Source organism: Gorillibacterium terrae (assembly GCF_051594785.1).
Taxonomy (GTDB): domain Bacteria; phylum Bacillota; class Bacilli; order Paenibacillales; family NBRC-103111; genus Gorillibacterium.
Window position 1 is genome coordinate 603,725 of sequence record NZ_JBPPGI010000001.1, and the last position, 26,107, is coordinate 629,831.

Annotated in this window: 20 protein-coding genes and 1 pseudogene; 10 read left to right on the forward strand and 11 right to left on the reverse strand. The window is 61.9% G+C overall.

All coding sequences use genetic code 11. The features are described 5' to 3' along the window. Nucleotides 1-183 precede the first annotated feature (183 nt). The 3 genes and pseudogenes from ACSEXS_RS02595 to pepF form a co-directional block, all read left to right on the forward strand. A pseudogene (locus ACSEXS_RS02595) lies at nucleotides 184-522 on the forward strand (serine dehydratase beta chain); the annotation flags it as partial. Between the two features lie 714 nt (nucleotides 523-1,236). Continuing rightward, entirely contained in the window at nucleotides 1,237-2,118 is an 882-nt protein-coding gene (gene sdaAA, locus ACSEXS_RS02600; RefSeq protein WP_438431626.1) for an L-serine ammonia-lyase, iron-sulfur-dependent, subunit alpha, read from the forward strand. 103 nt (nucleotides 2,119-2,221) lie between these two features. Further along, the gene (pepF, locus tag ACSEXS_RS02605; RefSeq protein WP_438431627.1) at nucleotides 2,222-4,024 is read left to right on the forward strand and encodes an oligoendopeptidase F; all 1,803 of its coding nucleotides are present in this window, start codon (nucleotides 2,222-2,224) and stop codon (nucleotides 4,022-4,024) included. Nucleotides 4,025-4,039: 15 nt separating this feature from the next. Here the strand turns inward: pepF and ACSEXS_RS02610 are convergent, their stop codons facing one another. From ACSEXS_RS02610 to ACSEXS_RS02625, 4 genes are all read right to left on the reverse strand, one after another. Then, a complete protein-coding gene (locus ACSEXS_RS02610) occupies nucleotides 4,040-4,318 on the reverse strand; it encodes a hypothetical protein (protein ID WP_438431628.1) in 279 nt (92 codons plus the stop codon). Between the two features lie 106 nt (nucleotides 4,319-4,424). Next, a complete protein-coding gene (locus tag ACSEXS_RS02615; protein WP_438431629.1) occupies nucleotides 4,425-5,822 on the reverse strand; it encodes a sugar phosphate nucleotidyltransferase in 1,398 nt (465 codons plus the stop codon). A 181-nt stretch (nucleotides 5,823-6,003) separates the two neighbouring features. Further along, nucleotides 6,004-7,131, reverse strand: a complete 1,128-nt coding sequence (locus tag ACSEXS_RS02620; RefSeq protein WP_438431630.1) for a glycosyltransferase — start codon at nucleotides 7,129-7,131, stop codon at nucleotides 6,004-6,006. After that, a complete protein-coding gene (locus ACSEXS_RS02625; RefSeq protein ID WP_438431631.1) occupies nucleotides 7,128-7,937 on the reverse strand; it encodes a DUF6492 family protein in 810 nt (269 codons plus the stop codon). Before ACSEXS_RS02625 ends, ACSEXS_RS02620 begins: the two co-directional genes overlap by 4 nt. A 274-nt stretch (nucleotides 7,938-8,211) precedes the next feature. Here ACSEXS_RS02625 and ACSEXS_RS02630 point away from each other — a divergent pair, with 274 nt between their 5' ends. After that, nucleotides 8,212-8,907 carry an MBL fold metallo-hydrolase gene (locus ACSEXS_RS02630; protein WP_438431632.1) on the forward strand — a complete coding sequence of 232 codons (696 nt, stop codon included), beginning with the start codon at nucleotides 8,212-8,214 and terminating at the stop codon, nucleotides 8,905-8,907. A 192-nt stretch (nucleotides 8,908-9,099) separates the two neighbouring features. On the opposite strand, the gene ACSEXS_RS02635 is transcribed toward ACSEXS_RS02630, so the two are convergent. Both ACSEXS_RS02635 and ACSEXS_RS02640 read right to left on the reverse strand, forming a co-directional pair. After that, entirely contained in the window at nucleotides 9,100-10,266 is a 1,167-nt protein-coding gene (locus ACSEXS_RS02635) for a 5-methyltetrahydropteroyltriglutamate--homocysteine S-methyltransferase (protein ID WP_438431633.1), read from the reverse strand. 104 nt (nucleotides 10,267-10,370) lie between these two features. Then, the gene (locus ACSEXS_RS02640) at nucleotides 10,371-11,291 is read right to left on the reverse strand and encodes a LysR family transcriptional regulator (RefSeq protein ID WP_438431634.1); all 921 of its coding nucleotides are present in this window, start codon (nucleotides 11,289-11,291) and stop codon (nucleotides 10,371-10,373) included. A 156-nt stretch (nucleotides 11,292-11,447) separates the two neighbouring features. Between ACSEXS_RS02640 and ACSEXS_RS02645 the strand changes: the two genes are divergently transcribed. Together ACSEXS_RS02645 and ACSEXS_RS02650 are read left to right on the forward strand one after the other, a co-directional pair. Further along, nucleotides 11,448-13,514, forward strand: a complete 2,067-nt coding sequence (locus ACSEXS_RS02645; protein WP_438431635.1) for a glycoside hydrolase family 31 protein — start codon at nucleotides 11,448-11,450, stop codon at nucleotides 13,512-13,514. A 24-nt stretch (nucleotides 13,515-13,538) separates the two neighbouring features. Continuing rightward, the gene (locus ACSEXS_RS02650) at nucleotides 13,539-15,947 is read left to right on the forward strand and encodes a hypothetical protein (protein WP_438431636.1); all 2,409 of its coding nucleotides are present in this window, start codon (nucleotides 13,539-13,541) and stop codon (nucleotides 15,945-15,947) included. Nucleotides 15,948-16,220: 273 nt separating this feature from the next. Here the strand turns inward: ACSEXS_RS02650 and ACSEXS_RS02655 are convergent, their stop codons facing one another. The 5 genes from ACSEXS_RS02655 to qoxA form a co-directional block, all read right to left on the reverse strand. Then, nucleotides 16,221-16,559: a DUF3243 domain-containing protein gene (locus ACSEXS_RS02655; protein ID WP_438431637.1), complete on the reverse strand. Its 339-nt coding sequence runs from the start codon at nucleotides 16,557-16,559 to the stop codon at nucleotides 16,221-16,223. Between the two features lie 392 nt (nucleotides 16,560-16,951). Then, on the reverse strand, nucleotides 16,952-17,239 hold the full coding sequence (gene qoxD, locus ACSEXS_RS02660) for a cytochrome aa3 quinol oxidase subunit IV (protein ID WP_438431638.1): 288 nt from the start codon (nucleotides 17,237-17,239) through the stop codon (nucleotides 16,952-16,954). 1 nt (nucleotide 17,240) lies between these two features. After that, a complete protein-coding gene (gene qoxC, locus ACSEXS_RS02665) occupies nucleotides 17,241-17,837 on the reverse strand; it encodes a cytochrome aa3 quinol oxidase subunit III (protein ID WP_438431639.1) in 597 nt (198 codons plus the stop codon). Then, nucleotides 17,834-19,780, reverse strand: coding sequence for a cytochrome aa3 quinol oxidase subunit I (gene qoxB, locus ACSEXS_RS02670; protein WP_438431640.1), 1,947 nt, complete (start codon nucleotides 19,778-19,780; stop codon nucleotides 17,834-17,836). The genes qoxC and qoxB overlap by 4 nt, the downstream gene beginning before the upstream one ends. A gap of 29 nt (nucleotides 19,781-19,809) precedes the next feature. Beyond that, nucleotides 19,810-20,790 (reverse strand): cytochrome aa3 quinol oxidase subunit II, encoded by a 981-nt coding sequence (gene qoxA, locus ACSEXS_RS02675; protein ID WP_438431641.1) that lies wholly within the window; start codon nucleotides 20,788-20,790, stop codon nucleotides 19,810-19,812. Nucleotides 20,791-21,265: 475 nt separating this feature from the next. Here qoxA and ACSEXS_RS02680 point away from each other — a divergent pair, with 475 nt between their 5' ends. The 4 genes from ACSEXS_RS02680 to ACSEXS_RS02695 all read left to right on the forward strand — a co-directional run bounded on the left by ACSEXS_RS02680 (nucleotide 21,266) and on the right by ACSEXS_RS02695 (nucleotide 25,997). After that, nucleotides 21,266-22,276 (forward strand): substrate-binding domain-containing protein, encoded by a 1,011-nt coding sequence (locus tag ACSEXS_RS02680; protein ID WP_438431642.1) that lies wholly within the window; start codon nucleotides 21,266-21,268, stop codon nucleotides 22,274-22,276. Nucleotides 22,277-22,558: 282 nt separating this feature from the next. After that, nucleotides 22,559-23,578 carry a glycoside hydrolase family 130 protein gene (locus tag ACSEXS_RS02685; protein ID WP_438431643.1) on the forward strand — a complete coding sequence of 340 codons (1,020 nt, stop codon included), beginning with the start codon at nucleotides 22,559-22,561 and terminating at the stop codon, nucleotides 23,576-23,578. Nucleotides 23,579-23,660: 82 nt separating this feature from the next. Continuing rightward, nucleotides 23,661-24,875, forward strand: a complete 1,215-nt coding sequence (locus ACSEXS_RS02690; protein ID WP_438431644.1) for a glycoside hydrolase family 130 protein — start codon at nucleotides 23,661-23,663, stop codon at nucleotides 24,873-24,875. A 126-nt stretch (nucleotides 24,876-25,001) separates the two neighbouring features. Then, nucleotides 25,002-25,997, forward strand: coding sequence for a class I SAM-dependent methyltransferase (locus tag ACSEXS_RS02695; protein WP_438431645.1), 996 nt, complete (start codon nucleotides 25,002-25,004; stop codon nucleotides 25,995-25,997). The last annotated feature ends 110 nt before the right edge of the window (nucleotides 25,998-26,107 follow it).

The following is a 26,107-nucleotide window of genomic DNA, read 5'->3' on the forward strand; positions in this document are numbered from 1 at the left end:
GAAGGCTGCCTGTGCCGGGGATGAAATCCTTTACTAACTATACCAGACGGGGGCTGCCCCCGCACCCGATTTTGTCTCAGAGCATTCCGTAAATCCGCCGCTGTTATCCGTCCCCTTCCCATGCTACAATAAATCGAATGCACCGATCGAAACGATTATTCTTCAGGAAAGAGAGGGCCACCCATGCGATTCAAGGACGTGTTCTCGATCATCGGACCGGCCATGGTCGGGCCTTCCAGCTCCCACACGGCGGGAGCGGCCCGGATCGGCCGGGCGGCCCGCCAGTTGTACGGCCGAGACCGGCTGCCGGCGCGGGCTGAGATCGTGCTCTACGGCTCCTTCGCCGATACGTATAAGGGGCATGGCACCGACATGGCGATCGTCGGCGGCCTGCTCGATTTCGCCACCGACGACGCCCGCCTGCCCCGCTCCCTGGAGCTCGCCCGGGAGGGTGGCATGGAGGTGGCCTTCATCCCCGGCAAGGGGCTGCATCCGCACCCCAACACGGCGAAGATTGTGCTCTACCCGCCGCACGCGGAAGGAGGGCCCGCAGCGGTCGGAGCTTCCGCAGCGGCGGACCGGGAGCCTGCGCTCCGGCTGGAAGCGGCGGGCGGTCAAGCCGGAGTCGGAGGGAACTCGGCCGGCGGCATTGCCGGCGGCGCTGCTGCGGAGACAACGGCCGGCGGTATCGACCAGCGGACTGGCGGCAGCGGCGATCGGCCGTCGGGGGCTGCGCCGGTCCCGGATTCGACCGCGGCGGCGGGAAGCGGAGCAGAGCCGCCGGAGCCGATCGGCGCGGAGCGCAACGGCCTGCACCGGCCTGCGGCGGAACCGGCGCTCGTGATGACCGGGACGTCCATCGGCGGCGGGAATATCGAGATTGTCGGCGTGAACGGCTTCAACGTGCGGTTCTCCGGGGTCTACCCGGCGCTCGTCGTGACCCACACCGACAGCCCGGGCGTGATCGCCGACATCACCCAGATCTTGAAGCGGGAATGGGTCAATATCGGCTACATGTCGGTGGACCGCAAGAGCCGCGCAGGCGACGCCATGATGGTGCTGGAGCTGGACTCGCCCATTCCGGTGGCGCTCGTCGAGGAGCTGACCGGCTTCCCGTCCATCCGGGAAATCCGGACGGTCGAGCTGACCTGACGCCCGGAGCGAGCCGAGGCAAGAAGAAGTTTGCCCTTTTTCGGAGGGCGGCAAGCGGATAGAAGCAGGAGGAAGGGAACAGACGTGAGGTTTCGGACATTGAAAGAACTGGCGGAGCTGTGCCGCAAGGAAGGCTCCGCCATCGGAGATATGATGCTGAAGGAGCAGTGCCAGGAATCGGGCCGGGACGCCGCAGGCGAGTTCGCCCAGATGGGCGCGTATTATCAAATCATGAAGGAAGCGGTGCGCAAGGGGCTGACCGAGGACACCACTTCCCGCAGCGGCTTGACCGGCCGCGATGCCCAGCGGGTTACCGCTTCGGCCAAGGCCACAGAGACCTGCTTGGGCGAAGGCGCATCCAAGGCGATGGCCTACGCGCTCGCCGTGTCGGAGGTCAACGCCTCGATGGGGCGGATTATCGCCACGCCGACGGCGGGCTCCTGCGGGATCATTCCCGGCGTCTTCGTCAGCTGCCAGGAACGGTTCGGCTTAAGCGACGAGACGATGACGCGCGGGCTGTTCGCCGCCGGGGCCATCGGCTACGTGATCGCGAACAATTCGTTTATCTCGGGCGCCGAGGGCGGCTGCCAGGCGGAGGTCGGCTCGGCCATCGCCATGGCGGCCGGCGCGCTCGTCGAGCTCCGGGGCGGCACGCCGGAGCAGGCGGTTCATGCCGTGGGGCTGGCGCTGAAGAATACGCTCGGCCTGATCTGCGATCCGGTCGGCGGCCTGGTGGAGATTCCCTGCATCGTGCGCAACGGCTTCGGCGCGGTCACGGCTCTCGCCGCGGCGGATATGGCGCTCGCCGGCGTGCGCAGCGTGATCCCCTCCGACGAAGTGGTCGAGGTGATGCTGGAGGTCGGTTCGGCCATGCCCGAGAAGCACCGGGAGACGGCCAAGGGCGGGCTCGCGCAGACCCCGACCGGCCGCAAGATCATGAAGGAGCTTGCCGAAGACGGCGAGTGACGCAAAGAACCCGCATGCGAGGCTGCCCGTCCCGAAGGAGGACATGCGGCCTCTTTTTTGAAAGGCTGGATACCGGATACCCGACAGAAGGAGGAGAAGGACCGTGAAGAAACGCCTGAACCGCTCCGAGGTGCCCGCGCGGGAAACCTGGAACCTGGAAGTGCTCTTTGCCGATTGGGAGGAATGGGACCGCGAGCTGGAGGCGCTGAAGGACAGCCTCGTCACCGTCACCAAATTCCGCGGAAAACTGGCGGAGGGGGCGGAGCAGCTGCTCGGCGGCCTGGAGGCCCAGGAGGCCTACCTCACCCGGCTGCAGCAAGCCGCGGTCTATCCGCGGCTCAAGCTGGCCGAGGACGGAACGAATCCGCTCTACCAGGCCAAGTCCGCCGCCATGGGCGACTGGAGCGCCGAAGCCGCGGCCGCACTGTCCTTCGTCCGCTCCGAGATTCTTGCCATTCCCGAGGAACGGCTTGAACGCTGGATGGAGGAGAACCCGAGCCTGGCAACCTTCCGCAAGAGCTTGAGCGATATCCTGCAGACCAAGCCGCACCGGCTGTCCGCCGAAACGGAGGAAGCTCTTGCCGGACTCGGCGAGGTGCTGGGAGCTCCGTATACCATCTACCTGCGCAGCAAGCTGTCGGACATGAGCTTTGCGCCGGCCGAGGATGCCGAGGGCCAGCTGCATCCGGTCTCGTTCGCCGCCTTCGAGACGGAATACGAGCTGTCCCAGGACCCCGTGCTGCGCCGGTCCGCTTACGATTCCTTTTCGGCGACGCTGCGGAATTACCGGCATACCTTTGCGGCGGTCTACGCCACGGAGGTCAAGAGACAGGTGGTGCTCGCCCGCATGCGCGGCTACGAATCGGTGACGCATCTGCTGCTTCAGCCGCAGCAGGCGACGCCGTCCATGTATCGGGCGATCCTCGATACCGTCTTCTCGGAGCTCGCTCCCCATATGCGCCGCTATGCCCGGATCAAGCAGCGGACGCTCGGGCTGAAGCGCTTCGCCTATTCCGACCTGAAAGCGCCGCTCGACCCCGAGTTCAGCCCGCCCATCACCTTCCGCGAGGCGGAGAAGACGGTGCGAGAGGCGCTCTCTGTGATGGGCGGAGAATACGCCGCGATTATCGACGAGATGCTGGACCGGCGGCGGATCGATTACGCCGATAACGTCGGCAAGTCGACAGGAGCGTTCTGCTCCAGCACCTACGGGCTGCCGTCGTTTATCCTCATGACCTGGTCGGGCAGTATGCGCAGCGCCTTCACCTTGGCCCACGAACTGGGCCATGCCGGGCATCTGACGCTGGCCGCCGCGTATCAGCGACCGTCGAACTGCCGCCCGACGATGTACTTCATCGAAGCGCCCTCGACGATGAATGAGCTCCTGCTCGCCGAGCATCTCAAACAGCAGTCGGCCGACCCCCGCTTCAGGCGGTTCGTTATCCAGCAGCAGTTGAACACGTACTATCACAACTTCGTGACTCACCTGCTGGAAGGCGAATTCCAGCGGCGGGTCTACGCCGCCGCGGAGGCGGGCGAAGCGCTGACGGCCAACCGACTGTCCGACCTTATGGGCCGCGTGCTGGCCGAGTTCTGGGGAGACGCCGTTGACCTGGACGAAGACGCCGGCCTCACCTGGATGCGCCAGCCCCATTATTACCGGGGACTGTACCCGTATACCTACGCGGCCGGGCTCACCGCCTCCACGGCGGTCGCGGAGATGATCCGCACCGAAGGCCAGCCGGCCGTCGACCGCTGGCTGGAGGTGCTGAAATCCGGCGGCTCGCTTCCGCCGCTCGAGCTCATGAAGCGGGCGGGCGTCGACATGGAGGACGCCGCCCCGATCCGCGCGGCGGTGGCGTATGTCGGCCGGCTGGTGGAAGAGCTGGAGGAGCTGTTCGGCTGAACGCAGCGGCGGCCGTCAATGGAACAGCCAGCGGAACAGCGCGAACAGCGCCATCGCCGCGAGGGCTGTCGTGAAGAAATAGCCGAACAGCCGAACCGGCATCGGCATGGCGGCGTAATCGGCCTTTCGCGGCGGGCCGCCTGCGGTGATCCGCTGAAGCTCTGCCAATTGAGGATCGGAATAGCCGACCGTTTCCTGGGCGTGGAGTTGCAGGTTCTCTGGGGCTTGAACCGCTTCGGTCGATTCGCACGATTCGGACGATTCGGGCTGAGCGGAATGGTGGGGGACTTCCATGCCAAACACCTCCGGAATTGTTGTATATTCCTAAAACACTTTGCAGCATCGAAGGTTGCAACCGCCAAAAAACCGCCCCTGCCATCGGCATGGGGCGGTTCGCGTTTCACGGCCATTCCGTCGCAATCCGCCGGGTGCCGCTGCTCTCGGCGGCCGGTCCGCGATGAACCTCCAGAGCGGTCAAGGCGGTGAAGGCCCGGATGGCATGGGCGGTTCCCGCCGGAACGGGCACCTTGTCGCCGGGGTTTAAGAGGTGAACGCTCCCGCCGACCAGCGCTTCGCCGCGTCCCGAGAGCACGAGCAGCCACTCCTCGCGGCGGTCGTGCGCATGAACGGCCATAGCGCAGCCGGCTTTCATCTCCACCTTGTAAATCGCGGTCTGCATCGCAGAACCATCGGGAGCGGCCGGCTCATCTCCGCCGGTTTCCTCGATCTTCGCCGTCAAGTCCAGCATGCGCCGCGTGCCCCAATGCGTCTCCTCGAACCGGATTTCCCGGTCCGAGCCAGGCAGGGCCGCTTTGATTCGACTGGCTTCCTCCTTCGCCGCGACGAGAATCCCGTCGGCGCTTGCGGCGACGATGGCGTTCGACAAGCCGATCACATGAATCGGGTACGGCAGCTCATTGACCAGATGAGTGTTGCGGCTGTCCGGGGATACTTGTCCGGGACCGACGGCGGCAGAATCCAGGTGAGCCGACAGGGCGGCCCAGCTCCCCAAGTCCTCCCAGGTCCCCTGATAGGGGAGCACCACCGCCGACCGCGTCCGTTCCGCCACCTCTTCGTCGAAGCTCGCTTCCGGCAGCTCCGGATAACGGGCAAGCAGCGATTCGTAGCCGGTCGGCAGTCCTCGCTCGCGCAACCGGTCGAGCATGAAGCCGACCTTGAACAGGAATACGCCGCAATTCCATAACGCCCCTTGGGCGATCATTTCGCGGGCGGCCGCCTCCGACGGCTTCTCGGCAAAGCGGGCGATGGCCCGTGCATTCGCAATCGGAGCGCCCGCCGCGTCGGCCTCGGGGATAATGTAGCCATACTGCGTCGACGGATAAGCCGGTTGGGTGCCGATGAGCGCGAGCTGGACGCCGGTCCCGTCCAAGACCGCCGCAGCCCGTCCCGCCAGCCGGAAGAACTCCGTATCCACGCAGGAATCTACGGGCAGTACGCACAGCGTCTCGCCTTCGTCCGCACCGAGCTGCGAATGGATATAGCTTGCGGCCAGCGCCGCCGCGGTGAAGGTCCCCCGCTTGTGCGGCTCGCTCAGGATCTTAACCGCGTCGCCTACGTGAGCCCGGGTGATCTCCACTTGACTCTCGTGGGTCAGGATCAGCGTATCCTTCCACAAGCCGGCTTCGCCCAATTGACGGCACACCCGCTGAATCATCGACTCGCGGAGCGGGCTGGACGGGTCCGGCGCCAGCAGCTTCAAATACGCCTTCGACCGAATCTCGTTGGACAGCGGCCATAGCCGCTTGCCCGAGCCTCCCGACAGCAACACCACACGCACCGCAAACCGCCCCCTTGTGAACTTAACGATCAACTGAAATAGGGTATGAATGCGGGAAGCCGATGGCGAGGGCAGGTCCGGGCAATGGCCGGGAGGCTAAGGCAAAATCCGCAGCTGCGGTCTTACCCGGGTGTTCCGGTCCGGTTCCGCAGGTGGCCCCTTTCCGGGCGACCATGCGCGGTCAAGACCGTTTCGGCCCGGCGACCACCTGCTCGATCGCCCGTTTGAGCGTATTACCGGCATGGGGCCAGGAGAGGCGGAGCATATCCTGGCGCCCCTGCTTTCCCTTGGCCCGGCAGAGCGTCGGGTTGGAGAAGGCAGCCCTCATCTGCTTGCGGAGGCTGGCGATGTCCGGCTCCGCCCAGAGCTGCCCCGGTTGATCGAACAGGCCGCGGAACCGGCGGGCCAGGGCGTGCTTGCTCTTCATCGAGACGCCGGGGGGAGCCAGCTTGTAATCCACGAGGAAGGCGTTCCCGGCATGAAGAAAATCCATCTGTCCGCCCCAGCGGGTGGCGATCACCGGCGTACCGCTGGCCAGCGCCTCCAGGAACGGCAGGCCGACCCCTTCACCGCGCGTCGGCAATACGAAGGCGTCGGCGCGGCCGTACAACCCCTTCAGCTCCTGCTCCTTCACCTGCCGGGCGATGACGGTCACGGGGGCGGTTTTGACGCCGCCCAGTCCGAGCGAGGCTTTGTAAGCCTCCACCTTTTGTTGGATCGTCGCCTCGGTGTCGCCGGAAAACCCGCTCGTCTTGATCACCAGAAGCACCGGTTCGTCGGCCTTGAATTCCTGCCAATAGGCGCGGAGCAGGCCCTCGGGGTTCTTGCGGTGCTGGAAAGTGAAGACCGAGAGGAAGACGAACCGCTTCTCGCCGTTCAAGAGGCTCGACGGGGAAGAACCCGGGCGAAACCGGGCAGCATTGACCCCGTGCGGCACCAGGTGAATGGGGACGGTCACGCCGCTGTCGCGCAGCGCCTGCTTGTTTTGCCGGGAGGGAACGAACACCGCGTCGAAGCGGTTCATCCGGGGCACCCAGGAGCGGGGAAAGCGGGTGGTTTCCCAGACGGTATTCAAGATGAGGCGGTCATACCGCTTGCGGTCGAGTCCGAAGTTTATCGCATGCGGAGGGAAGTGATGAACCAGCACCCGCAGCTCCCCGGCGGGGCGGGCGGCACCCGGCCTCCCGCTTGTCTCCGTCTCCACGGCAGCCCCTTGGCCGCGCAGCGCCTTCAGGTATTCCCGGCTGGCGTTGCCGAGTCCCGTCCGCCTGCCGATCGGTCCGCGCCAGAAGACCCGGTACGGCTTCATGCCCGCGTCTTCCTTGGGATCAGGTAGCTGCCCCGCTTGTGAAACGAGACCGACCGGTAGCGGCCGGACAACTCCTTCCACTGGGCCGCCGTCAGGCGGGACGGATAGCCGGACAGCGTCTTGTTCTGCACGGATCGGCGGACAATCTTCCCCGACGTGCGGGCATGCACGAAGTGGCCGTAGGATTCGAATTCGGAGAAGCCGAACATTTTGGTCCGGTTGACCCGCGCCAGAATCGCTTGGTGCCAGACGAGTCCGGTATGGGCGGTAATGGCCTTCTTCAGCTCGGCGAGCCGGGTTTTGGAGAATAGCATGTAATGGGCGACGAATGAGCCGGACGCGGCGGGCGGCTTGCCGAGGAGGCGGCGGTAGGCGTTGCGGTATTCCGGCTGGGTCCAGCTCCGGCTGTACATGACCGGCTTGCCCCCCTCCATAAAAGCGTGGGGGCGAAGCAGAACCGTATCGGCGTCGATCACGAGGTAATGCTCCGAGCCGGATATCCGGTCGCCGGCCAGCTTGAGCAGCTGCTGATACAGCCAACCGGAGCGCTCGAAGCGGGCCGAGCGGTAGCGGATGTCTTTTTTGCCGAAGGGGAGCAGGGTGCTTTCGGGCACGAACCGGCAGCCCTTGGCTTTGCAGAGCGCACGGATGCGGTCGCTTGCGGGCGAGACGATATGAATCCGGCGAATCGGATGAAGCACCTGCTTGCGCAGCGAATCGATGACATAGGGAAGCGTGGGCAGATCCTTCTCGATGGCGGGGATAATCACGTCGATGGCGGGAAGGCTGCTTAAGGCAGCGGGCATAGAGGATCACTCCAATCGGACGCTCGTTTGGATCAGGATATGACCGGACACGGCAAAAGGAATGGGCCGGGGAAGCAGAGGGCTTCCCAGAACGCGAGGCGCGGAGCAGCGGTTCGATAGGTTCTTATGCTTTTGTTATAGTCATTCTCTACCCTCGCGGCTGATCGGGGTTATGGTAAGCTGTGGGAGGAAAGCGGGGGGGATTGTCCAGACCTTCACAAACCGCATGAAGTAGAGGAGTTTATACCAAGCCGAAACGAAAGGATGAACACGCATGCTGACCTGCCATCTCTTGACCCTGGAACCTGCCGGGGGCGGACCTGCCCAGGCAATCCATCCGGTCCTCGTCGAAGACGGACCGAATCTCGTGCTGGTGGATGCGGGATATCCGGGCGACCTGGAGCGGATTGAACAAGCTTTGTCGGCTATGGGGCGAAGCGGCGATCAGTTGACCCGGCTCGTCCTAACGCATCAGGATTACGATCACATGGGGGCAGCCGCCGCCTTCAAGCGGAAATATCCGCGGCTGGAGGTGCTCGCGGGCGAGACGGAGGCGCCTTACCTCACGGGGGAACGGCCCAATGTCCGGCTCGTTCAAGCGCTGGAGCTGCAAGACAGCTTGCCGGCTTCCGAGCGCGAAGCGGGAGCGGCGTTCATCGAGCGCTTGAGCGCTTTGGAGCCCGTCGCCGTGGACCGGACGCTTCGGGACGGCGAAGCCCTCTCGCCGGACAGCGGAATCGAGGTCATGTACACGCCCGGACACACGCCGGGGCACATTTCCCTCTACCTGCGGGCGCGGCGGACGATTCTGACAGGCGACGCTGCGGTGCTCGAGAATGGGGAGCTTGCCGTAGCGAACCCCCGGTTCACCCTCGATCCGGAGCAAGCCCGGCTGTCCCTCGCCAAGCTGCTCGCCTGCGACGCCGATACCTTCATCTGCTACCATGGCGGAGTGTACCACCGGGTATAGCCGACGGCCGCTACTACTTTTGAATCCAACCCAAAAACAGGAGGCTGACCGCCGTCAGCCTCCTGTTGCCGTTTCCGGCGTTCCTGGCGTTACCAGTGGTTCCGCCGTTCCCAGCGTTCCTGGCGTTACCAGTGGTTCCGCCGTTTCCAGCGTTCCGGTCGTTTCCGCTGTTGCCCGCGTTCCCGGAAAACCCTATTCGCCCCAGACTTCCTCCGCAATTTCCTTCACCAGCTCAAGCTTCCTCCATTGCTCGTCCTCGGTCAGGATGTTGCCCTCCTCGGTGGAGGCGAACCCGCATTGCGGGCTCAGGCACAGCCGGTCGGAGGAAAGATAGCGCTCCGCTTCCCGAATCCGCGCGATGATCGCATTCTTGTCCTCCAGCTCGCCCGTCTTGGAGGAGATGAGGCCGAGCACGACACGCTTGCCGTCCGACACCCGGGCGAGCGGCTCGAAGCCGCCGGCGCGGTCCGTGTCATACTCCAGGTAATAGGCCGACACGTTCTCGCCCCCGAGCAGCGTCTCGGCCACGGGCTCGTATCCGCCGGACGTCGCCCAGGTCGAGTGGTAATTGCCGCGGCAGACGTGGGTGGTGACGGTGAGATCGTCCGGAAGGCCGGCGATCGCCTCGTTGTTCAGGCGCAGGTACAGCGCCTGCAGCCCGGCGGGATCGTACCCAACGCCTGCCATCGCCGACCAGAAGGACGGGTCGCACAGCATGCCCCAGGTGCAGTCGTCGAGCTGGAGGTTCCGGCAGCCTTCCTCGTAAAAAGCGAGGATGGCGGCGCGGTAGGCGGCCGCGATGTCCCGGTACAGCTCCTCCCGGTCCGGATAGATCCGCTCGACCTCCAGCGCGTTGACGCCGCGGACGAGCTCGGCCAGAAGCTGGGCCGGAGCCGGAATCGTCTGCCGGGCGATGACCTCCTCGCCCGCCGTCTCCTTCAAGAACCGGTAGTGGGCGATGAAGGGATGGCCGGTATACCGGATTTTGCCGGTCAGCCGCGCGGAGTCCGCCCGGGTCTCTTCCCCGTGGAACAGGTATCCTTGTTCCATCATCACGTGCTCGATGCCGTCGAAGCCCCAGAAAAAGTCCAGGTGCCAGTAGCTGCGGCGGAATTCGCCGTCGGTGACGGCTTTTAAACCGAGCTCCTTCTGCTTGGCGACCAGCCGGCGAATCTCCTCGTCTTCAACTTGCGTGAGCTCCGCTTGCGTCAGCCGACCGGCGGCGAACTGCTCCCTGGCTTTCTTCAGCGCTTCGGGCCGCAGGTAGCTGCCGACGACGTCGAATCGGAAAGGCGGTTTGGCGGAAGCGGCGGCGCTGCTTGCGCACGAATGCGAATGGGAATGCGAATGAATGCTCATGGTTGATCCTCCTTGGTCTGTCTTTAGGTAGGATCAGTATAGCGTGAGTGTTGTCCTATAGCGTAACACTTATCTTCTATGCCAAGATATAGGAAAAATCTATATCACAGCGGAGCAAAGCCGTATTCCCGAATGACGGCCTTTAACTCCTCCACATAGAGCGCCGCCTGCCGGCTCAGCCGGGCCTGATGATGGGCGATCCATCCGACCTCCATCTCGTCGTCGGCTACGAGCGGGACGGAGACGATCTGGTCGCCGTTCAGGTCGGCGCTGACAATGCCCGTGGAGATCGTATAGCCGTTCAGTCCGATGAGCAGGTTGAACAGCGTCGCCCGGTCGCTGACGTGGATGCTCTTTTTGCGGTATACGGTGCTTAGGATTTCCTCGGAGTAAAAGAACGAGTTGTACTCGCCCTGCTCGAAGGACAGATAAGGGTAATCCTCCAAGTCCTCCAGCGTGACGGAAGCCTTCTCCGCCAGCGGATTGGCCGTGGAGATGAAAATATGGGGGCGGGCCGTGAACAGCGGGTGAAAGTCCAGGTGCTGCTCGCGGAGAAGCTTCTCGATCACCTTGCGGTTGAACGGGTTCATGTACAGCACGCCGATCTCGCTGCGCAGGTTCTTGACGTCCTCGAGAATCTCGTGGGTGCGCGTCTCGCGAAGGGTAAACTCGTATTCATCCGCGCCGCTTCGCCGGATGAGGTTGACAAACGCATTGACGGCAAAGGCGTAATGCTGCGTCGAGATGGAGCAGAGCTGGCGGGACGGCTTTTTGTTCAAGTAGCGCTGCTCCAAGAGCGACGCCTGCTCCACCACCTGGCGGGCATAGCCCAGGAACTCCGCTCCGTCGGAGGACAGCGCAATGCCCTTCGGCGTTCGCGTAAACAGCTCGAGTCCGATTTCCTTCTCCAGCTCCTTCATGGCGCTGGACAGGCTCGGCTGGGAAACGAAGAGCCGCTTGGCCGCCTCGTTGATCGAACCGCAGGACACGACCTCGATGAAATACTTCAGTTGCTGCAGCTTCATGGCGGACTCCTCCGTTTCACGGGCTTTTGCTGCAAGAGGGAGAAGATTGTGTTAGGTTTCGGCAATTTCCTTACAGAATCGACGGAAGAGAAACAATATAATACAAGCAGATAGCTTCCATTATACCGAAGACGATGGGGAAAGAGGAGGAGCACGATGAAATTTACGAGTTCGGGCAACCGGCTGATCGGGCAATTCGGGGTCGAGACGATCTGGATCGAGCCTTGGGGAGCCAACTCCCTGCGCGTGCGCATGACCAAGGAAGCCCAGATGGACGCGAATGATTGGGCACTGACGGATAAGCCCGAGGAGAGGAAAGCGGAGATTACGATTCAGGAGATTGATCTGATCGAGCCGTGGATTCCCGAAGCCGAACGGGAGCAGGCCGTGCGCAAGAGCCAGATCGCTTCGATCAAGAACGGCGACATCGTCGCCTCGTTCAATGCCGAAGGCTGGCTGTCGTTCACGAACGGCGACGGGAAGCTGCTGACGGAGGAATACTGGCGCGACCGCAACCGGATCGACCGCTACTGCGCGCCGCTGAGAGTCGAAGGGCGGGAGATGAAACCGCTTACCGGAACGAGCGATTACCGGCTAACGCTGCGCTTCGAGGCGTTCGCGGACGAGCAGATTTTCGGAATGGGCCAATACCAGGAAGGCATCCTGGACAAGAAGGGCTCCGTTCTGGAGCTGGCGCACCGCAACTCCCAGACGAGCGTGCCGTTCATGCTGTCGAGCCGCGGCTACGGCCTGCTCTGGAACAACCCGGCGATCGGGACGGTGACCTTCGGCACGAACCGGACGGAATGGGTGGCCGAGAGCACCAAGAAGCTCGATTATTTCATCACCGCCGGCGATACCCCGGCCCAGATTGAGGAGCAGTACGCGAATGCGGTCGGCAAGGCGCCGATGATGCCCGAATACGGCCTCGGCTTTTGGCAGTGCAAGCTGCGCTACCGCACCCAGGAAGAAGTGCTGAATGTGGCGCGCGAGTACAAGCGCCGCGGCGTTCCGCTCGATGTGATCGTCATCGACTTCTTCCACTGGACGAAGCAGGGCGACTTCAAGTTCGAGCCGCGGGATTGGCCGGACCCCGAAGCGATGATCCGGGAGCTGAAAGAGCTCGGCGTCGAAGTGATGGTCTCCGTCTGGCCGACGATCGACAGCCGCTCCGAGAATTACGGCCCGATGGCCGAGCAGGGGTACCTGGTCAACGCCGACCGCGGGATGAACATCAACATGAACTGGATGGGCGAGACGGTCTTCTTCGATGCCACGCATCCGGGAGCCCGCGAGTACGTCTGGCAGGCCTGCAAGCGGAATTATTACGACAAGGGCGTGCGGCTCTTCTGGCTGGATGAAGCCGAACCGGAATACGGCCCCTACGACTTCGACAACTATCGGTATTACCAGGGGCCTGCCCTGCAGGTGACCAATGTCTACCCGCGCGATTACGCCCGCGGCTATTACGACGGCATGACGGCGGAAGGCCAGGAGGGAGTCCTTAACCTGGTACGCGCCGCTTGGGCGGGCAGCCAGCGCTTCGGCGCCCTGATCTGGTCCGGCGACGTCTCCTCCACCTTCCGGGCAATGCGCGAGCAGCTTCAGGCCGGACTCAACATGGGCCTCGCCGGCATCCCGTGGTGGACGACCGACATCGGCGGCTTCCTCGGCGGCCATGTCCACGACCCGAGCTTCCAGGAACTCCTCTTGCGCTGGTTCGCCTTCGGGGTGTTCACGCCCGTGCTGCGCCTCCACGGCGAGCGCGTGCCGCACATTCAGCCGGAGCAGGCGGTCATCGACGGCATCACCCAGATGTTCACCGGCAGCGACAACGAGATCTGGAGCTACGGCGAGGACAACTACGAGGTAATGAAGGCTTTCATTCTCATGCGCGAACGGCTGCGCCCCTATGTGCGCGCCTGCATGGCAGAAGCGCACGAGAAGGGCACGCCGGTCATGCGGACGATGTTTTACGAATTCCCGCAGGACCCGGCTTGCTGGAAGGCCGACTCCCAGTACATGTTCGGCCCCGACATCCTTGTCGCGCCGATCTTCGAGCTCGGTGAGCGCAGCCGCGAGGTCTACCTGCCCGCGGGACAAAGCTGGTGCAACGCCAAGACGAATGAAGTGCTGGAAGGCGGCCGGACCGTGACCGTCGAAGCGCCGGTCGATTCGATTCCCTTGTTCGTGAGAGCGGACAAAGACCTGCCGATCTATTGAGACGGCGTACATCTGGAGGTTGGCATGGCTGCTGAACGCATTCCCTATACGTATCATTCCCTCTCGGTGCCGGGAGGCGGCTTCGTGACCGGCTTCCTGTTCCATCCGAAGACACCGAACATCCTGTACTGCCGGACCGATATCGGCGGCACCTACCGGTATGACTTCGATGAAGAGCGCTGGGTGTCGCTGATCGACCACGCGACCGATCCGGGGGCTTGGGAGACCTATCCCCTTTCGATCGCGCTCGATCCGAATCAACCCGATTGGCTCTATGCCATGGTCGGACTGCACCCGGACCACAAGATCGCCTTCTCCGAGAATCGGGGAGAGACGTGGAGCTACTTCGATCCGCCCGTCGTGGGCGAAGACGGCCGCACCGCCACCATGCACGGCAACGCGCCGGGCCGCTCGACGGGCGAACGGCTCGTCGTAGACCCGTACGATTCCGAAATCCTCTACATGGGCACGATGGAGGACGGCCTGTGGAAGACGACGGACCGCTGCCGAACCTGGCAGCGGCTCACCGTGGCCGCGCCCGGCAAACCGAACGAGACGAACATCTCGTTCGTCGAGCTCGATCCGGCAAGCGGCGGACCGGGCCGTCCGGCGGCGCGGCTCGTCGTCGGCACGAACGGCCAGCAGGGATCGCCCGGCGGCGACGTGCGCGGCCCGAGCGTGTACCTGAGCCTCGACGGCGGAGCAAGCTTCGCGCCGATTCCCGGCGAGCCGGAGCCGGTCATCGGCGGGACGAAGGACTACCCCGGCTACGTCGGCCAGCGGGCCGCCTTCGCCGGTCCGTACCTGTTCGTGTCTTACGCCGCCTACAACATCGGTTGGTCCGGCTGGCACACGTACGGCTGCGATACCGGCAAATGCTACGACGGCGCGCTGTTCCGCTATGAGCTGGACGGCGAAGGCCGCGTCGTCGAAGCGTTGGACCTCACTCCGCCGAACGTGATCGAGCCCGGCTTCCGCGACCCGGAAGCACCGGGACGGCGGCTCGGCTACGGGATCAGCGGCATCGGCGTCGATCCGCAGGCGCCGGGCACGCTGATCTGCTCGACGATTACGGCCGCGCCGGATACGATCTACCGGTCGACCGATTACGGTCGCACCTGGACGCCGATCCTGTCGGGCCTCGCCATCGGCCGCATCGACTGGAACACGGCGTACCAGCAGCCGAAGTACAATGGCAACGGCTCGCTCATCCACTGGATGTCCGATCTGAAGATCAACCCGTTCAACCGCGACATGGCCGTGTTCAACACCGGAGCGGGCATCTTCGTCAGCCGCAACCTGACGGCGGCCGACCGGGGAGAGCCCGTTGAATGGGCCAACTTCAACGAGGGCGTCGAAGAGACCGTTCACCTCAACGTCTACTCGCCCCCGGCTGGCGACGTGAAGGCGATCGATATCATCGGCGATTACGGCGGCATCGTCTTCACCGACCTCGACCGGCCCGTCGAGAACTCCTTCGCGAACGGGCAGGGCGACCGCTGGATCACGGCGATGAACGCCGATTACCCGGACGCCGACCCGAATCTGCTCGTCACCACGCCGCGCGGCAACTGGACCGGCCGCACCAAGGGCGGGCTGATCCTGTCCCGCGACCAGGGGCGGACCTGGACCCTGCTGCCGAATCCGGAAGGACTTAGCCCGGCGGTAGATGAATGGCTGAAGGAGCTGGCGCGGCCGAACGTCACCTCCGGCTGGACGGCGATCTCCGCCGACGGCCGGACGATCCTGTGGGTGCTCGGCCTGCCGGTCTACGCGTCCCGGGCGGTGTACACTCGCGACGAGGGCAAGACCTGGGCGCGCTCGATCCTGTACGGCGCGGACGGCGAACGCCTGCCGGAGGACGTTCTGCCCGCGCTGCCGTTCAAGGTCATGGCGGACCGCGTGAACCCGGACGTGTTCTACGGGTTCAGCGATCACGCCGAGGGCCGGGGCTTCTACGCCAGTGTCGACGGCGGCGCGACCTTCCACGCGGCCCCGGCGCCGGAAGGCTTCCCGCGGGTCGACCTCGCCGGCATCGACAGCGAGCAGCACTACGAGATCCGCGTCGAATCGGGCGCGGAAGGCGTGATCTGGCTCGCGATGCAGGCGGGCGGGCTCTGGCGGCTCGTCTATGACCGCGAGCGGAATGCCTTCGACGGCGCGCGCGTCTCCCGGCCGGGCGACTTCATCAAGCGCATCGGCCTCGGCAAGCCGCTTGAGGGCAGCCCGTTCATGACGCTGTTCACCAGCGGCACGATCGGCGGCGAGTACGGCTTCTACCGCTCTCACGACGGCGGGGCGACCTGGCTGCGCATCAACGACGACCGCCACCAGTACGGCGACATCCGCTCCATCGCCGGCGACCCGCGTGTGTTCGGCCGCGTCTACGTGGCGACGGGTACCCGGGGGCTTGTGTACGGGGAGCCGGTCTGACGGCTATTACCGAACACCGCTGACGCCAGCCGCATTTCGTTGTTCCCGCCGCTTAAGCGGAACCGAGCCAAAGGTTAATTCATCTGCCCATACCAAAACAGCCTCTTTCGCCCGCTTGTTGTCAAGGGAGCGAAAGAGGCTGTTGCCGTTAACCGGGAGCGTGGGTTGCAACACCGTGGCCTTTCTTGCCCAAGGCTGTAGACAGAAGGCAAAGGCCAGAATGCAGAAGGCTGCTAGCTCCGCTTGCCCATGGGTGGAGCACCGTCAGCGTGGTTACTTCTCCTGCGCCAGGCGTACCAGCATATGCGCGAGGGCGTGGCGCTCGTCCTTCTCGCCGACCTTCCAGAGCTGGTGCAGGAGCCGCTCCTCGCTGTTGCGCGGGGCTTCCTTGGCCGCCAAGTAATCGGCTACTTTCTCCGCCGCGAGAGCGAGCTGCTCTTCGCCGAGCCCGATCCCCTCGCCCAGCTTGATGCGCTTGGCCAGGTACGATTTGAAGCCTTCGAAATCGCTCAGAATTTCATCCTTGCGGTCCTCGCCGATCCGGTCCACGACGTTGTCGATCTTTTGCACGTTCAGCTCTCCGTCTTTGGAGATGGCATGGTTTTGTTCCATTGGGCTGAAACCTCCTTGGGAAGGGATGCGGATGGGAATTCCCCACTATTTTAACCCTGCGGCTCCGGGTTGAACCAAATTCGCCCAGCCGTCCGGCCGTATGCCGCTGCGCGCTCAGCCCGTCGCTATGCCTTCCGCAACTCCGGGGTGCGCCCAACCTGTCGCTATGTCTTCCGCAACTCCGGGGTGCGCCTAACCCGTCGCTATGTCTTCCGCAACTCCGGGGTGCGCGCCCAACCCGTCGCTATGTCCTCCATGGAGCTGCCTGCCGAAGTTACCCGTCCCACAGCCGTCCCCCGTCCTCGCATAAAAAACAGCCTCTTCGCCCACCCGCTGCCGGGAGTTCGAAGAGGCTGTTGCCGTTACTCTTTTTCCTACGATGCGAACTGCGCTTAATACCAGCCCCAGATGAAGATGTACAGGGTACCGAAGATGGTCACGAGTCCGACGAACAGCGCGTACGCGATGTTGATGTACAGCGTCGTCTTCGATTTGTCCTCGCCGATGTGCATGAACAGGAACAGCTGCAGCGAGGCTTGGAGCAATGCGGTCACCAGCAGAATCGTCATCTGCGCGGCGAAGGACAGGTCGAACGCGAGCACCGACAGGGCGGCCGCCGTCAGCACAAGCGACGAAAGGAAGCCGACGACATGACGGACCGGGAACAGTTGTTTCAACATGTCACATCATTCCTTTCAGGTAGACGAAGCTGAAGATGAAGATCCAGACCACGTCGAGAAAGTGCCAGTACAGGGAGAAGATGAACGACTTGTTGGCCGTCGCCGGCGTGAAGCCCTCGCGGGCGATCTGAATCAGGATGGCCGAGCCCCAGAGGAGGCCGAAGGTCACGTGCGCGCCGTGCGTCCCCAAGAGGACGAACAGGCTGGACAGGAACGCGCTGGTGGGCAGCGTTGCTCCCTCGTGAACGTACGTCACGAATTCGGTGATTTCCACGCCGAGGAACACGAGGCCGAGCGCCAGGGTGATGCCGATGAACACCATCGCCGGCTTCTTGAAGTTGTGCCGCATGGCATGGACGGCGAGCCCGATTGTGAAGCTGCTGGTCAGCAGCACGAAGGTTTCGATCAGGACCGGCCCGATCTCGAACAGTTCTTCTCCGCTCGGACCGTTCGCGTACCGGTTCACCAGAACGAAGAAGACGGTGAAGAGCGTCGAGAAGAGCGCGATTTCCGCTCCGAGGAAGATCCAGAAGCCGAGAATCTTGTTGCGGTTCTCCTCGGTGGAGTATTCAAGCGGACGGGAAGTATCTACTTTCATACCGATTCACCCCGCAGTTTCTTTTCGGTTTTGCGGATTTCGTCGACCGGGATATGGAAGCCGTGATCGCGGTCGAACGACATCGTGGCCATGATAACCAGAACCGCCAGGAAGGCGATGATGGCGGGCGTCCACCAGCTGAAGACGAGGAAGAAGCCCAGGAAGAAGAATGCGACGCCGAGGACGAACGGTTTGCCGGTGTTATTCGGCAGATGGATCGGCTCAAGCTTTCCTTCGAAGATCGGCATCTTCTTGTCGATCTTGGAGAACCAGTAGGCATCCCGGGTCTTGACCTTCGGGATTTCGGCGAAGTTGTAGGCCGGTACCGGGCTGGGCGTTGCCCATTCGAGCGTCCGGCCGTCCCACGGGTCGCCGTTGGTGTCGCGCGGAGCGTAGCGGAAGCTCCAGTATACGTTGTAGACGAGCACGACGAAGCCGGCCGCGAGGCCGAGGGCCCCGACGAAGGACAACAGGTTCAGCGGGCCAAATCCGGTTTCCGCCGAATAGGTGTACATGCGGCGGGTCATTCCCTTCAGACCCAGCAGGAACAGCGGGAAGAAGGTGATGTTGAAGCAGACGGCGATCAGCCAGAAGGCGATCTTGCCAAGCTTCTCGTTCAGCCGGAAGCCGAATACCTTCGGGAACCAGTAATGGAACCCGGCGATGACCGCGAAGACGGCGCCCGGGATCAGCACGTAGTGGAAGTGCGCGACCAGGAACATCGTGTTGTGGTAATGGTAGTCGGCGCTGGCCATGGCCAGCATGACGCCGGTGACGCCGCCGATCGTGAAGATCGGGATAAAAGCCATCGAGTACAGCATCGGCGTCGTGAAGCTGATTTTCCCTTTTCGCAGGGTGAACAGCCAGTTGAAGATCTTGACGCCGGTCGGGACGGCGATCGCCATCGTCGTGATGGAGAAGAAGCCGTTGACCATCGCGCCTTGGCCCATCGTGTAGAAATGGTGAGCCCAGACGAGGAAGGACAGGAGTGAGATGGCGACCATACTGACGACCATCGATTTGTACCCGTACAGGTTCTTCTTGGCGAAGGTCGAGATGATGTCGCTGTAGATCCCGAAGGCCGGCAGGATGACGATGTAGACCTCGGGATGGCCCCAGACCCAGAACAGGTTGGCCCACAGCATATCCATACCTCCGTTGGCCATGGTGAAGAACTGGCCGCCGAACAGCCGGTCGAAGGTCATAAGGATCAGCGCGATCGTCAGCACCGGGAAGGCGAAGGTGATGATGACGCTGGTGATCAGGGTCGACCAAGTGAACATCGGCAGGCGCATCAGCTTGAGGCCGGGAGCGCGCATCCGCAGGATGGTCACGAGGAAGTTGATGCCCGTCATCAGCGTCCCGATCCCGGAGATCTGCAGGGCGATGGCATAATAGTTGTTGCCGACCGTCGGGCTGAACTCCTTGCTCGCGAGCGGGAAGTAGGCGGACCAGCCGGCGTCCGGCGAACCGCCGATGACGAACGACAGGTTGAGCAGCATGGCGCCGAAGAAGAACAGCCAGAAGCTGATCGCATTCAGCCGCGGGAAGGCGACATCGCGCGCGCCGATCTGCAGCGGCACCACCACGTTCATGAGCCCGAAGATGAAGGGCATGGCCATGAAGAGAATCATGATGAGGCCGTGGGTGGTAAACACTTCGTTATAATGCTGCGCGTCGAGGAATTTCATGTCCGGCGCGGCCGTCTGGGCGCGCATCATGATGGCGTCGACGCCGCCGCGGAACAGCATGAGCAGGGCGCTGATGATGTACATCACCCCGATGCGTTTGTGGTCGACCGTAGTCAGCCACTCCCGCCACAGGTAGCCCCATTTCTTGAAATAGGTGAGTCCTGCTACGATCCCGATGGAGGCGAGTGCGATGGCAACCATCGCCCCGTAGATCATCGGTTCGCCGGTAACGAAAAATTCGTCCCATTTCATAAGGGTATGTTCTCTCCTTTCGGGTCGACTTACGGATTAACGGAAGCGGAAGGCGAGACCGATTCCGGTGTCGGCGTCGGGCTGACGTCGGGACTTGCATCGAATTCGGCGCGGTCCGAGGGGGCCGGAGACGGATGCTCCTGCATGCCGTCCATGCCTTCGCCGGAGCCGTGCATGCCGCTCATGTCCTCGGGTGCGGGACGGAAGGTCAGGTGAGTCGTGGAATAGCTGAGACGGCCGACATGGGCGGTCTTGAGCAATTCGGAGAACTTCGTTTCCGTGAGCTCCGGCTCGTTCGCCTTCACCTTCTTCGCCCATTCGTCGAAGTCCTTCTGGCTCATCGCCAGCGCTTCGAATTCCATGTGGGCGAAGCCTTCGCCGCTGAAGTTCGAGTTCTTGCCCATGTACGAGCCCGGAATCTCGGCGACCAGGTTCAATTTGTTGATCATGTCGCTCATGGCGTACTTCTGACCGGCCAGTTGGGGAACCCAGAAGCTCGTGATCGGACCGAAGGAATACAGGCGAAACTCGATGGGGCGGTGGACCGGGATGTTGACGTAGTTGACCGTCTCAATGCCTTCCTCCGGATAACTGAAATGCCATTTCCAGTTCGAAGAAGCGGCATAAATCACCAAGGGCTTCTGATTCTCATAGCCCTCCGGCATCTTCTCGACCGCGCTGGTTGTGCGCAACGTAACGACGGAGAGAATGATGACGATGACGATCGGAATCGCCGTCCAGATGGTTTCCAGCCACTTGTTCCCTTCTTCGTAGGGGGGGATGTAGTCGGGAGCCGACTTCTTCGCCCGGTACTTCGACAGCATGATGATGTAGAGGATGTACACGACAACCAGAACGCCAAGCATCATCAAGATGGAGAAAATGATCGTGTCCGACAATGTCCTCGCTTGCGGCCCTTTGGGGTTCAGGACGACGAACGAGTCGCCGCAGCCCGTCAGCAGGGTGGCAAGTGCGATAAACATCACGAACAATGGCCCTCTCTTTTTCATATGGGAGCCCCTTTCTCTAGTGATAAAATCCAGCTTCCTGCGAATGATTCGCTATGCTTATAGTAATAAAACCGTTCCTTGAACTCAAACTCCATATGGTAACTTAATTCCCAGTTAAAAACAAAAATATGAATATATTATTACAAAAAACTGGTTAAGCGGTTTCATCAACGGCATTATTGTGATTAAAGTCACTGAAAAGACGCGGTTTGTCTAGAGTTCACTGTTTGTTCACATTTAATTGGATTTATATAAAAGTTCTTCATTTCGTAACAATTAAGGCCCTACCAAGTGACGAATTTAACTCGGTTTGCCTTCATTCTCAACAAAGGGAAAGCTCGATATCAAGAAAGGGAAAGCTCGATATCAAGAAAGGGAAAGCTCGATGGACTTGCGTTTTCGCATTGACACCCGCCCGCCGGAATCGTAAGATGAACGAGAGTTATCGATTAGGTTACAATTCAGGGAGGCAGAAATGAAAGCGAATGTGACCATGCGGGACATCGCGGAGAGGCTGGGCATAAGCAGCGTGACCGTCTCCAAGGCTCTGGGCGACCGGGAAGGCGTCAGCGAGGAACTCAAAGAGAAGATCAAGCAAGTGGCGGCGGAGATGGGCTACCGCATGAACATGGCCGCCAAATCGATGCGCGAAGGGTATACCTACAATATCGGCGTGGTGGTATCCGAGAGGTTTACGCGCATGACCAACTCCTTTTACCTGAGATTCTACGAGCAGATTTCCAAGGTGCTGGAGGAGTACAAGTATTCGGCCATCCTCCACATTCTTACGGGTGAGGACGAGAGTTCCTTTACGCTGCCGCGCATCTACCTGGAGGGAAGGGTCGACGGCCTCATCGTGCTCGGCCAGCTCGAGCGGGACTACGTTACGGCCTTGGCGGAGAGCGGGGCTCCGCTTGTCTTCCTTGACTTCTACAGCGAGCAGTCCGGAATGGACTGCGTCATTACCGATAATTTTTACGGCATGTACGAAATGACCAACTATCTGATCGGGAACGGTCATCGCGACCTGGCCTTCGTAGGCCATTTATATGCGACGAGCAGCATTCAAGACCGGTTTCTCGGTTTCTATAAATCGCTGTTGGAGCACCGGATTCCGCTCGGAGCGGACCGGATCATTCGGGACCGCAGCGAAGAGGGCCAGCTCGTCGAGACCTTTGAGCTGCCCGAGCCTATGCCGACCGCTTTCGTCTGCAACTGTGATCAGGTGGCGTACAACCTCATCTCCTTCCTGAACAAAAAGGGCATCTGCGTGCCGGAGGATTGCTCGGTGACGGGGTTCGACAACGACCTGTTCGCGACGCTTTGCGATCCGCCCCTCACCACGGTGGAGGTCAATATGCCGGAAATGGCCCGGGCGGCCGCCCTCAGCATCATCCGCCGGCAAAGCCGGGAATCGGTGGAGGGCCGCATTCTCGTCAAGGGAAAGCTGCTGCTCCGCGACTCCGTGCGGCGGATGGACCGCTGACCCTTCGTTAGCGGTTTTTTATGTTTGTTTTTCATCTGCGGCGAGCATTCGCCCGGCAGAATTGCTTTTTTACCCGCGCCGGAAACCGGCGCGGTGTTTTTTTTGTTAGGGTATATTGACCCGTAAACGCTAACAGGATAAAATGTAAGTGTTACTTAATCGATAACCTAAACGCTCTGTTCAACCCGGTGGACGAAGCCCGGCCGGACGGTTACATGGATGGATGCCGAATTGGTTAAGCTAGCCAAAGGATTGGCATTACTTGAGGAGGTAAGAGGACGAATGGCAGAAGTGAAGATCATTGGAGAAGCTTTGCCGAATATGCCGTGGCAGGAACGCCCGGCGGGAAGTGATTCCGTCATTTGGCGGCACAGCAATAATCCTATTATCGACTGGAACCCGACCCCGAAGAGCGCCCGCATTTACAACAGCGCCGTTCTTCCCTATGAAGGCGGATTTATCGGCGTATTCCGCGCCGACCATAAGAACGGCCGTCCGCAGATTCACGTCGGCCGCAGCCAGGACGGCTTGTCCTGGGATATCGACGATGAAGAAGTACACTGGGTGGATGAAGAAGGCAAGCCTTACCAGCCCAGCTATGCGTACGATCCGCGCCTCGTCAAGATCGAAGATACGTACTACATCGTCTGGTGCACCGATTTCGGCGGCGCTTCCCTCGGCCTTGGCCGTACGGAGGATTTCAAGACGTTCGTCCGCATGGAAAATCCGTTCATTCCGTTCAACCGCAACGGGGTTCTGTTCCCGCGCAAGGTGAACGACAAATACCTGCTGCTCAGCCGTCCGAGCGACTCGGGCCACACGCCGTTCGGCGATATCTTCCTGAGCGAAAGCCCGGACCTGGTGCACTGGGGACGGCACCGCAAGGTCATGTCCCGCGGCGGCAACGGCTGGTGGCAAGGCGTCAAGATCGGCGCCGGCCCGACCCCGATCGAGACCACCGAAGGCTGGCTGCTGATCTATCACGGCGTTTCCACCACCTGCAACGGCTTCGTCTACAGCATGAGCGCCGCCATTCTCGATAAGGACGAACCGTCGAAGGTGCTGTACCGCTCCGGCGATTACCTCCTGACTCCGGAACAGCCGTATGAAACCACCGGCTTCGTTCCGAACGTCGCCTTCCCCTGCGCGACGCTGCACGATGCCGAAACCGGCCGCATTGCCATCTACTACGGTGCCGCCGATACGTATGTAGCGGTTGCCTATACCGAGCTGGAAAGCCTGGTCAACTGGATCAAGGAACACAACGATCTGGTAGCCGGAGACGCCGAAAGCACCCGCTAAAAAAGGGAAGCGCGGGTTCGCGGGGCCATGGCCGCCGCGGACCCGCGCTTGTGCCGTAATTGAACGAAGGAGAGGATCCACAATGAGCAACCAAACCGCATTCTGGCAGCGGCTTCGCCGCTTGGCCGCCTCCTACGAGGAACTCGTCACCCGGCCGAACGCTCCGGAGGAGCTCGGCAACGGCATCTACGACCGGTATCAGTACCCGGTTCTCACCGCCGAGCACACCCCGCTGTACTGGCGCTACGACCTGAACCCGGAGACCAATCCGCATCTAATGGAGCGCAACGGCGTGAACGCCGCGTTCAACCCGGGCGCCATCGAGCTGAACGGCCGCGTCTATCTGGTGGCCCGCGTCGAAGGGAACGACCGCAAGTCCTTCTTCGCCATCGCCGAGAGCGAGAACGGCGTGGATAACTTCCGCTTCTGGGATTATCCGATTCTCCTGCCGGAAACCGACGTTCCGGACACGAACATCTACGACATGCGCCTCGTGAAGCACGAGGACGGCTGGATTTACGGCCTGTTCTGCACCGAGCGCAAGGACCCGAACGCTCCCTTCGGCGACACCTCCAGCGCTTACGCCCAGTGCGGCATCGTCCGCACCAAGGACCTGAAGAGCTGGGAGCGCCTCCCGGACCTGAAGACGCCGTCGCCGCAGCAGCGCAACGTCGTCCTGCATCCGGAATTCGTGGACGGCAAGTACGCCTTCTACACCCGTCCGCAGGACGGCTTTATCGAAGCCGGCTCGGGCGGCGGGATCGGCTGGGGCTTGTCCGACAGCATGAGCCCGGCCGTCATCGATCATGAATCGATCGTCGACGAGAAGGTCTACCATACGATCAAGGAAGTCAAGAACGGCCAGGGCCCGGCCCCGATCAAGACCGACAAGGGCTGGCTGCACATCGCGCACGGCGTGCGCAATACGGCGGCGGGCTTGCGCTACGTCATCTATTCGTTCATGACGGCGCTCGACGAGCCGAACCGCGTCATCCATTCCCCGGGCGGCTTCCTGATTGCTCCGCAGGGCATCGAGCGGATCGGCGACGTGTCCAATGTCGTGTTCACGAACGGCTTGGTCGTTCGGGACAACGGCGAGGTGCTGATCTATTACGCCTCCTCCGACACGCGCTGCCACGTCGCCAAGACGACGGTCGACCGTTTGGTCGATTACGTGATCAACACGCCGGAGGACGGTCTGCGCTCCTACGCCAGCGTGGAGACCCGCAGCAAGCTGATTCAGGCCAACCTGGAGCTCCTGCAGAAGCCGGAGTATTCGTTTTTGATTAAAGAATAACAGCCAAGCTTTTTCTCTGCGCCCGTATTCAACGGGCGCAGTTTTTTTATGGAATCGATTATGATAGGATGAGATCCGATTGTTCGATCGTCCGTTGCCAGGACGGTTAAGGAGGGGGCTTGCCTCATGCTGAATGCTGCGAGCGTGTATGGCGTATTGGAGAACCAGTTCGAGCTCAACCGGAACCGAAGTCTGTTCTTCCGCAAGGCCGACGGCGGCCCTGTGCTTGAACTGAGCCGGCAGACGCTTCGAATGCTGACGGAGCAAACGGACGAAGTCGCAGCCTATTTGAATGACGGCTTAGCGACGGGAGCCTATACAAGGCTGGTGCAGCATGTCGCGGCGAAAACGCTGGCCCGCTTCATGGAAGCCGACCAATTTTTGTCGTTCGCCCCGGACGACCGGGTTCGGCTTGTCGGCTTGTACGACCTTTTTCTCATGCAGCTTCATCGGGCGTTATCCCGGCCGGACCTCAGGGAGGAGGCTTCGCTGCGCCGTTTGGCTGCCGAGCATTACGTCCGCTTGAGTCGATTCCTGATCGAGTCGAACGGGGAGGAGGCCGTGCGGACCTTTGCGGCTTCCCCGAAGCTTACCGCCGTACCGTGCGCGGAATACTCCTCCCGGTTTCAATTCGAGATGATGGACTTGGAGGCGGCAGACCTGATCGAACCGATATTGGACCTGGGCTGCGGCCAACACGCGAATCTGGTCCATGCGCTGCGCTCCCAAGGGATGGAGGCTTACGGGATGGACCGCTCTGCCGACGACGCTCCTTATCTGCTCCGGGGCGAGTGGTTGGAGGCGGCGTTTCCTCTCAACAGGTGGGGGACGATCCTCTCGCATATGGCCTTTTCCAATCATGCGGTTCACCATTTTCTCCGAAGCGACGGCAAGCATGAAGCGTACGTGCGCAAGTATATGGAAATCTTGCGTTCCTTGAAGGTTGGAGGGAAGTTCATTTATACGCCGGGCATTCCGTTCCTGGAGGAGTTGGTGCGGCAAAATCCGGCTTTTGCCATCCAGATTCAAAGGTCATCCTCGATGGCGGAGCGGCTGAAGGAAGCCGAGGGCAAGGATGGCTTGGGGCGGATGTATACCGCATGCATCCGGCGGATGATCTAAAAAGCGTTTCCCATGGCAACGGGGCGGCTCCCATGTTAGGATAGGCATTGAACAAAGTTGGGGCCCCGGAACGAACCAGGAGAGGCCGGCGATGCCTGAAGGAGGCAACG